Annotated in this window: 9 protein-coding genes; 8 read left to right on the top strand and 1 reads right to left on the bottom strand. The window is 61.4% G+C overall.

The features are described from left to right. Positions 1-317: hypothetical protein (locus EI28_RS14460; protein ID WP_197018503.1), on the top strand; the 317-nt coding region annotated here is incomplete at its 5' end. 33 nt (positions 318-350) lie between these two features. On the opposite strand, the gene EI28_RS11495 is transcribed toward EI28_RS14460, so the two are convergent. After that, on the bottom strand, positions 351-596 hold the full coding sequence (locus EI28_RS11495; protein WP_048114983.1) for a hypothetical protein: 246 nt from the start codon (positions 594-596) through the stop codon (positions 351-353). A 182-nt stretch (positions 597-778) separates the two neighbouring features. Between EI28_RS11495 and EI28_RS11490 the strand changes: the two genes are divergently transcribed. The 7 genes from EI28_RS11490 to EI28_RS14135 form a co-directional block, all read left to right on the top strand. Further along, positions 779-1,285, top strand: coding sequence for a hypothetical protein (locus EI28_RS11490; protein WP_048114981.1), 507 nt, complete (start codon positions 779-781; stop codon positions 1,283-1,285). A 75-nt stretch (positions 1,286-1,360) separates the two neighbouring features. Beyond that, on the top strand, positions 1,361-1,909 hold the full coding sequence (locus tag EI28_RS15575) for an AAA family ATPase (protein WP_082223162.1): 549 nt from the start codon (positions 1,361-1,363) through the stop codon (positions 1,907-1,909). Further along, positions 1,801-2,517, top strand: coding sequence for a hypothetical protein (locus tag EI28_RS15570; protein WP_394296344.1), 717 nt, complete (start codon positions 1,801-1,803; stop codon positions 2,515-2,517). The genes EI28_RS15575 and EI28_RS15570 overlap by 109 nt, the downstream gene beginning before the upstream one ends. 178 nt (positions 2,518-2,695) lie before the next feature. After that, on the top strand, positions 2,696-2,953 hold the full coding sequence (locus EI28_RS11480; RefSeq protein ID WP_231476790.1) for a hypothetical protein: 258 nt from the start codon (positions 2,696-2,698) through the stop codon (positions 2,951-2,953). Next, positions 2,950-3,291, top strand: a complete 342-nt coding sequence (locus tag EI28_RS11475) for a hypothetical protein (protein ID WP_048114979.1) — start codon at positions 2,950-2,952, stop codon at positions 3,289-3,291. The genes EI28_RS11480 and EI28_RS11475 overlap by 4 nt, the downstream gene beginning before the upstream one ends. Then, positions 3,288-6,176, top strand: coding sequence for a hypothetical protein (locus EI28_RS11470; protein ID WP_048114978.1), 2,889 nt, complete (start codon positions 3,288-3,290; stop codon positions 6,174-6,176). The genes EI28_RS11475 and EI28_RS11470 overlap by 4 nt, the downstream gene beginning before the upstream one ends. 124 nt (positions 6,177-6,300) lie before the next feature. Beyond that, positions 6,301-6,796: hypothetical protein (locus EI28_RS14135; protein WP_155937389.1), on the top strand; the 496-nt coding region annotated here is incomplete at its 3' end.

Below are 6,796 nucleotides of genomic sequence, written 5' to 3'. Positions count from 1 at the left end.
ATGCATGGGTTGAGGTTCAAATCGATGATGAATGGTATTTCTTCGATCCGACGAACTATTATGTGTATCACAAAATGAATGTTCGCCACTATAACAATACATGGTTTAACAAGCCCGAAGCTTATTCTGTATTCTCTGCAGACGCGGTTCAAAAAATCGTTGTTGCAAGCACAGGAGAAGATGTGACAGACAGGTATCCGCAGTACAAAAAACAGAAATGGCATGTAAGTTTCTGCGGTAACGAAAGGTTATTTGAATTAACAAGAGTTCAGGATTCGATCAACACAATAAGAATGATGGACAGACACGTTCCCTAGAGAGCGTTCCAAAATCCTCTAGCTGTCGGAGGCTTACCCCCCGCCGAGCACTTTCACCAGCACCGCCACCACCCCGCCCACGACCCCACCGGCCCCGGCGCTGATCGTCGAAACTCTTCGTTCCTCCCCGGCCTTTTCCGCTCGCCAGCCCTCCAGCGCCCGGATCCGGGTCTCAAAATCCTCGTCGCACCGCTCCATCTGCCGGAGCGCCCGGCATATCCACTTCACATCCCGGTTCGTCTCGTAGACGAGTTCCCGGGTGGTCTTTTCCTCAGTCATCCTGGTATCCCTCCCGGGGGACTATAGGGGGTCGGGAACAAAAAGCCTGACCGTAACGGCTATATCCAAGAATCCGGGCTCAATCCAGGCTCCCCGATAAAGTCAGGCTGATACCGCCCCACGCCCACCCTATAGTTGTCTGTCACATTCCCGGGAACCCTGGCAGGCAAGGAGAGCCAACCATGGCAGACTTCGTTCAGACAACCGTGAACAAAACGGCGGTCCGGGACCTCGCCGTCCCGATCGCCGACGTAACGTCGTTTAACAACCTCGTCCAGTCCGTCATCGACGACAACCCCTACGGGTGCGTCGGGTATACGGGCGCCGACGGGCAGCCGGTTCCCGCGATCGTTCGCAACCGCGAGCACTACACCGCGAAGGTGAACTTCATCAACGGTGAGGGGAAGCGCGTCGGAACCGTCTCACTCCAGTCCCCGACGATCACGGCGTTCGAGGCGAACGCCGCCGAGGTCATGGGCAACGCGGCCCTCGAGGCCGCGATGGGCGGCGAGGCCGTCCGGAACAGCCCCGGCGAGACCTACTACGCGCAGCTCAAGTGCCACGACCCCTCGGGTGACGACTTCTACGTCACCTTCACCCGGAAGACCGTCCGGATCTCGTCCTACCAGGACGACGCCATCCGGAACACAGTCGAGGCGTGGGCCGACACCGTCGGTTCGCTGGACTGAGGGGGCTTTTGCCCCCCTCACTTTCATCCCGCGCCCGGCCCCTCGTTAACAACCCTCTCTTCTCCAGACTGACGTATGACGCACTCCTCACTCCTCCGCTCCGACGAGACGCTCTTCCGCGATCCTGAGGTCTTCGAGTTCACGTATCTCCCCGGAGAGGTCCACCACCGCGACGCCCAGGTCAGGGAACTCGCTTGGCTCCTCCGGCCGGCGCTCCGGGGCGGGAGCGCGGGGAGCGCTGTCCTCCGCGGCCCGCCGGGGACCGGGAAGACCACCACCGTCCGGCGGATCTTTCGCGAGATCCGGGAGGAGACAAAGAGGATCGTCCCGGTCTACGTCAACTGCCGTCACGACCGTACGCCGCTCGCCGTCTACCGGAGTATCTTCAAACAGATCTTCGCTACGCCCCGCCGCCGACCGGCCGGCACCTCGACGGCGTCAAAGAGGGGATCGCCGCCCGGCTCCACGACGAGGATGCGGCGCTTGTTGTCTGCCTCGACGACGCAAACTACCTCATCGCAGCCGGAACCTCTAACCTCCTCCTCTACCAGATCCTCCGGCTCTACGAGAAGTGGGACGTCAAAAAGCCCGGAGTCTTTGCAGTCGCAGGCGACCTTGCCCTGAACCTTTACGCCGAGGCCGATGCAAGCGTCCGGTCGGTCTTCCATCCTCTGGAGGTCTTCTTCCCACCTTACGACAGGGGCGAGATCCGCGAGATCCTCACCGACCGCATCAAGCAGGGGCTTTATCCCGGGGTGATGCCGGCATCCCTCCTCGACCGTATCGCCGGCATCGCCGCCAGCGAACAGGACGTGCGAGTCGGGATCGACCTCGTTCGGGCAACAGTCCTCCGGGTGGAGAAGGACGGCCGCCGCCGGGTCACCCCCGGCGACGTGACGGTCGCAGCCCGGACGGTCGTGGCGCCGGTGCTCCGGACCCGTGCCGCGGAACTCTCGGCGGGCGAGCGGGCGCTGCTCTCCCAGATCGCGGAGCGGTCGCGGGATGGGGGCGATATGACGTCGGGGGCGGTCTTCGAGGAGACACGGGATTACTTCCCGATCGGGAAGACGACCTACCATGAGCACCTCAGAGGGCTCGCCAGAGCCGGGATAATCGATCTCGTGCCCGGAACGGGGCGCGGGCGGGGCCGGGCGATTCGTCTCCGGTATGAACCCGAGGATGTGGCCGCCGCATGCAGTTCCCCGGACAAATCAGGATCTCTCATCCCCTGAAATTTTTGGCGCGATCGCGCATTTCTCTTCGATTCTCCGATTTCACGATCTTCCGATAAAGTAACGCTTATATGTGGCCGGTTGTCCTGTCCGGAGCCATAGGCTCACCCTTTTAACCGGCAGTTCCCGATGATGGTGTGTGCGCCGGAGAGAACACCGGTGCGTGAGGTACAGAACCATGCAGCACGAAACCAGAAGAACCGAACCAAAAACCAGCGGCGGCAGCCCGAACCTGAAGTGTGACCGCACCGTCGGCCAGGCCGCCACTGGTACATCTTCACCGGAAGAGATAAACGTCTCCCCGGTGCCGCTCTTCCTCGTCCCGCGAGCGGTCGCGGACGAGATCCGGCGGCACGGGAGAGCGGTGCGCCAGATCAACGTTCGCCGGACGCGGAATCACCAGTACGCGATCAGCGTCGAGCGGGGGCGGCCATGACCCCGGAGGCGGGCACGCTCGCCTGTACCGCTGCGGGCGGACTCATCGTCGACGTCGAGGCGGAGCGTTACCGGATTACACCCGAGGATGTGAGGGCACTCATCTTCTTCGGCCGCCCGGCCCCGATCATGCGGGAGCGGGTGCGGCGGACGGGCGAAATTGTCACCTCGTCCGTGACGATCGAAGGGCATGCGGCGGTGAACCACGCGGGGCGGGCGGTGGTGTTTCGCCTTCGAACCGGTTGTTGGATCATCCCGTTCGTCTCCTTTCGGCGGGTGGCCTGCGGGGAGGCCGCGAGCGCCCCCCTTTTCCCCCTGATCCCGGAGGAAAGCGTTTGAAAGAAGAGATCCGCCGGACTGTGGAACTCCTCGCCCCCGAAGGCGGGGTGGTCGAGGTCCGGGCGCTCGCCGACGGCGTCACCCACTCCGGCTACTTCGACAACTATGAAGCCCTCGCACGGGCCGTCGAGGCGCTCGATGCCGATCCAGCAGTTGCCGGGATCTACATCACCCTGAACCCAGTGAACCCGGCCCTCCTCGCCCGGCGGGCGAACCGAATCAAGATGCGATTGTCCCGGAAAGACGCTACCACGGCGGATGCCGACATCCTCGAGCGGCGCTGGTTCCCGGTCGATATCGATCCCGCCCGGCCGAGCGGGGTCTCGTCGACGGACGAGGAGCACGACGCGGCGCTCGCTGCGGCCGAGCGGATCGCGGGCTATCTCGCGGAACAGGGGTTCCCCGCGCCCGTCAAAGCCGACTCCGGGAACGGGGCGCACCTCCTGTACAGGATCGATCTCAAAAACGAAGCAGAGGCGACGGCGCTCGTTAAGGGCGCTCTTGCTACCCTCGATGCCCTCTTCTCAAACGAGGCCGTGACCGTCGATACCGCGAACCACAACGCCGCCCGGATCTGGAAACTCTACGGCACACTCTCGCGGAAGGGCGACAACACGCCGGAGCGGCCGTACCGGCGGGCGAAGATCCTCGCGGCTCCGACGGAGATCGATATTGTTCCGGTGGAACGGCTCCGGCACCTCGCAGGACTCCTCCCCCGTGAAGAACCGAAAAAGAAGGGACCCGGCATCGACCTCGCCGCCTGGCTCCTCGACCACGGCATCGCCATCCGGTCGACACGGCCCTACCAGGGCGGCACCCTCTACGTCCTCGCCGAGTGCCCGTTTTCGTCGGCGCATAAGGACGGAGCGTTCGCGATCCAGTTTGCAAACGGCGCGATCTTCGCTGGCTGTCACCATGCGAGCTGCGGCGGGGGAGCGCAACGCTGGCCGGAACTCCGGGAGAGGTATGAGCCGAAGCGGGTGCAAAAGCCAGAGAAGGAGGAGGCACCGGCACCGATGGACGACGAGCACCGTCACCGGGCGATGGAGATCCTCCGGCACGGCGATCCGCTTGCATTCCTCCTCGACACCTTCAACCGGAGCCACGTCGGCGACCGGACGGTTGCGGAGTGCCTGGCGATGTCCCTTGCCTCGCAGTCCGTCGAGAACACGAACGGGCTGCACGTTGCCGTCTCCGGGAACTCAGGGAAGGGCAAGACCCACGCCTGCGTGACGATGCAGAACCTCGTCCCCAATGCCTACAAACTCATGGGCACCGTCTCGGACAAGGCGCTATACTATGATGACGACCTCCGGCCCGGCACCGTCCTCCTCTTCGACGACGTCTCGCTCTCCGAGGACCTCCAGGAAGTCCTCAAATCGGCGACCACGAACTTCCGCGACCCGATCGAGCACCGAACCCTGACGACGGAGCGGAAACTCCGGGTCTGCACCATCCCGGAACGGTGCGTCTGGTGGCTTGCGAAGGTCGAGGATATGGGCGACGACCAGGTGATGAACCGGATGCTGACGGCCTGGATCGACGACTCCATCGAGCAGGACAAAAGGGTGCTCGAACACATGAAGGAGGTCGAGGCGACCGGCCCGCTCCCCACGGAGGAGGAAGACGTTCTCGTCTGCCGGGCGATCTGGGAGGCCGTCAAAGGTGAGATCCTTCCCGTCCGGATACCGTTCGCGCGGCGGGTCCAGTTCTCGGCGACCCAGAACCGCCGGAACCCCGGCATGCTCTTCGACCTGATCAAGTGCCATGCACGGCTCTTCTCCCTGCAGCGGGACCGGAAGGAGGACGGGGCGGTGATCGCCCGGCCGGAGGACTTCGCGGCGGCGGCAAAACTCTATGCCGCCCTCTCCGGGGCGGCCGGGGGCCAGGAGACGAAACTGACAAAGAACGAGGCGGCGGCGCTTGAAACGGTCGCACGGATGGGGGTCGAGGTCTTCACCATCCGGCAGCTCCAGGCGGCGATGGGACTCTCCTACCAAAAGACCCGGCGGCTCCTCAACGGCTACGTCAGCCGGGGGACGCCCTACTCCGGCCTCCTGGAGAAGTGCCCCGCGATCAGCCTCTACGACGCCACGGTAACCCAGAGCGATGACGGCGGGGTCACGGTCCGCCGCCGGGAGCAGTACTTCACGTTCGACGCCGAGGTCTACCGGGCCTGGAGCGGGGGAACCTCGGTCTGGCTGGATGATGACCCGGACGATGACAGCAATGACAGCAGATTGCAGCGGAATTGCAGCACCTGCTGTCAACGAGAGATGGGGCGGGACGAGGATGGTTTCGGGAACGCCTCCCGAAATGAGGATATGTGCCTCAATGGGTACACACATGTACAGCAGAATGAGAGCATGGAGAGCATGGACGGCGGGGCTTCCGGCGACGGTCGGAGTGCCTGCGTTTCTGGTTCTGCTGTCATTCAAAGCGAGAACTTCACGTATTGCGACTCTAATGAGGAACATGCCTCAATTATCGCACCGCTCAATGACAGCACCTGCTGTCAACGTGCTGAATTCCGCTGTCATCCTTCGCCCCCGGTCAACCCCGCGGACTACATCCCCCTCCCGGTCACTAAGGACGAGCCCTGCCACGTCTGCGGCCGGCGGCCGACGTCGTCGGTGAAACGCGGCGGGGGGAAGTACCTCTGCTACGACTGTTTGAAGAAGGGAAAGCGGCCCGGAAAGGTGCAGCCGCTCCCGGGGGTCCTTGACCACCGGACGTTTGAGCGGGCGAAGGTCGAACTCGGCCGGTGCGACGTCTGCGGGACGGGGAAGGCGGTGTATCGGTCGGGGGAGGCGCAGGCGATGGTCTGCGAGGGGTGTTATGCGAGGCTGGTGCGGGAGTGGAATAGGGGGGAGGGGGTGCGGTGAAGGAAACTAAGTATATCGAGGAAGAACGTATCGAATGAAATATAGAACTAAAAATTAAGCTGTAAGGAGAGGAACCCAATTGAGAAATTATAGAAAAGAAGGATTGACACTGGCAAGGCTACTTATGGTACTTGCGAGTTTCTCTCCACTTTTCCTGCTGTGGGCAATTCGAGGGACAACACATTTCAATAATTATGTTTTTGTCGCAATCTGCGGATTTCTAATTGTATTTCCGAACGCATTTCTCCTATGGCGTATTGGAAAAGCCCAATCAAACAGCGATGTTAAAACAATTTCTGTCGCGTTTGCCGAGGATCACCGCGAGCACGTCATAGTATATCTATTTGCAATCCTGTTCCCGGTCTATTCATTAAGTTTAGATACCTTCAGTAACTTCCTTTCAGCGGTTGTCGCTCTAACGATCATATTAGCGTTATTCTGGTGCCTTAATCTCCACTATATCAACATATTTTTCTCATTTTTTGGTTATAACCTGTTTACTCTTGTTCCACCTCAAAGAAATGACGGCATCAGTGGGGAGGAAAGGCTGGTTCTAATAACTCCTAGAGCCTTTATACGTAAGGATGAGCAGATTGATGCTGTAAGAATAAGCGATACTG

The sequence above is a fragment of the Methanoculleus sp. MH98A genome, assembly GCF_000691865.1.
Lineage (GTDB): Archaea > Halobacteriota > Methanomicrobia > Methanomicrobiales > Methanoculleaceae > Methanoculleus.
The sequence above is the reverse complement of the archived record's forward strand: the minus strand, read 5'-3'. Positions and strand labels throughout refer to the sequence as shown.

Excerpts from the sequence above, each read along its gene's own strand:
- EI28_RS11475 (WP_048114979.1), top strand. The coding sequence starts at position 2,950 with ATGACCCCGGAGGCGGGCACGCTCGCCTGTACCGCTGCGGGCGGACTC.
- EI28_RS11480 (WP_231476790.1), top strand. The coding sequence starts at position 2,696 with ATGCAGCACGAAACCAGAAGAACCGAACCAAAAACCAGCGGCGGCAGC.
- EI28_RS11490 (WP_048114981.1), top strand. The coding sequence starts at position 779 with ATGGCAGACTTCGTTCAGACAACCGTGAACAAAACGGCGGTCCGGGAC.
- EI28_RS15575 (WP_082223162.1), top strand. The coding sequence starts at position 1,361 with ATGACGCACTCCTCACTCCTCCGCTCCGACGAGACGCTCTTCCGCGAT.
- EI28_RS11495 (WP_048114983.1), bottom strand. The coding sequence starts at position 596 with ATGACTGAGGAAAAGACCACCCGGGAACTCGTCTACGAGACGAACCGG.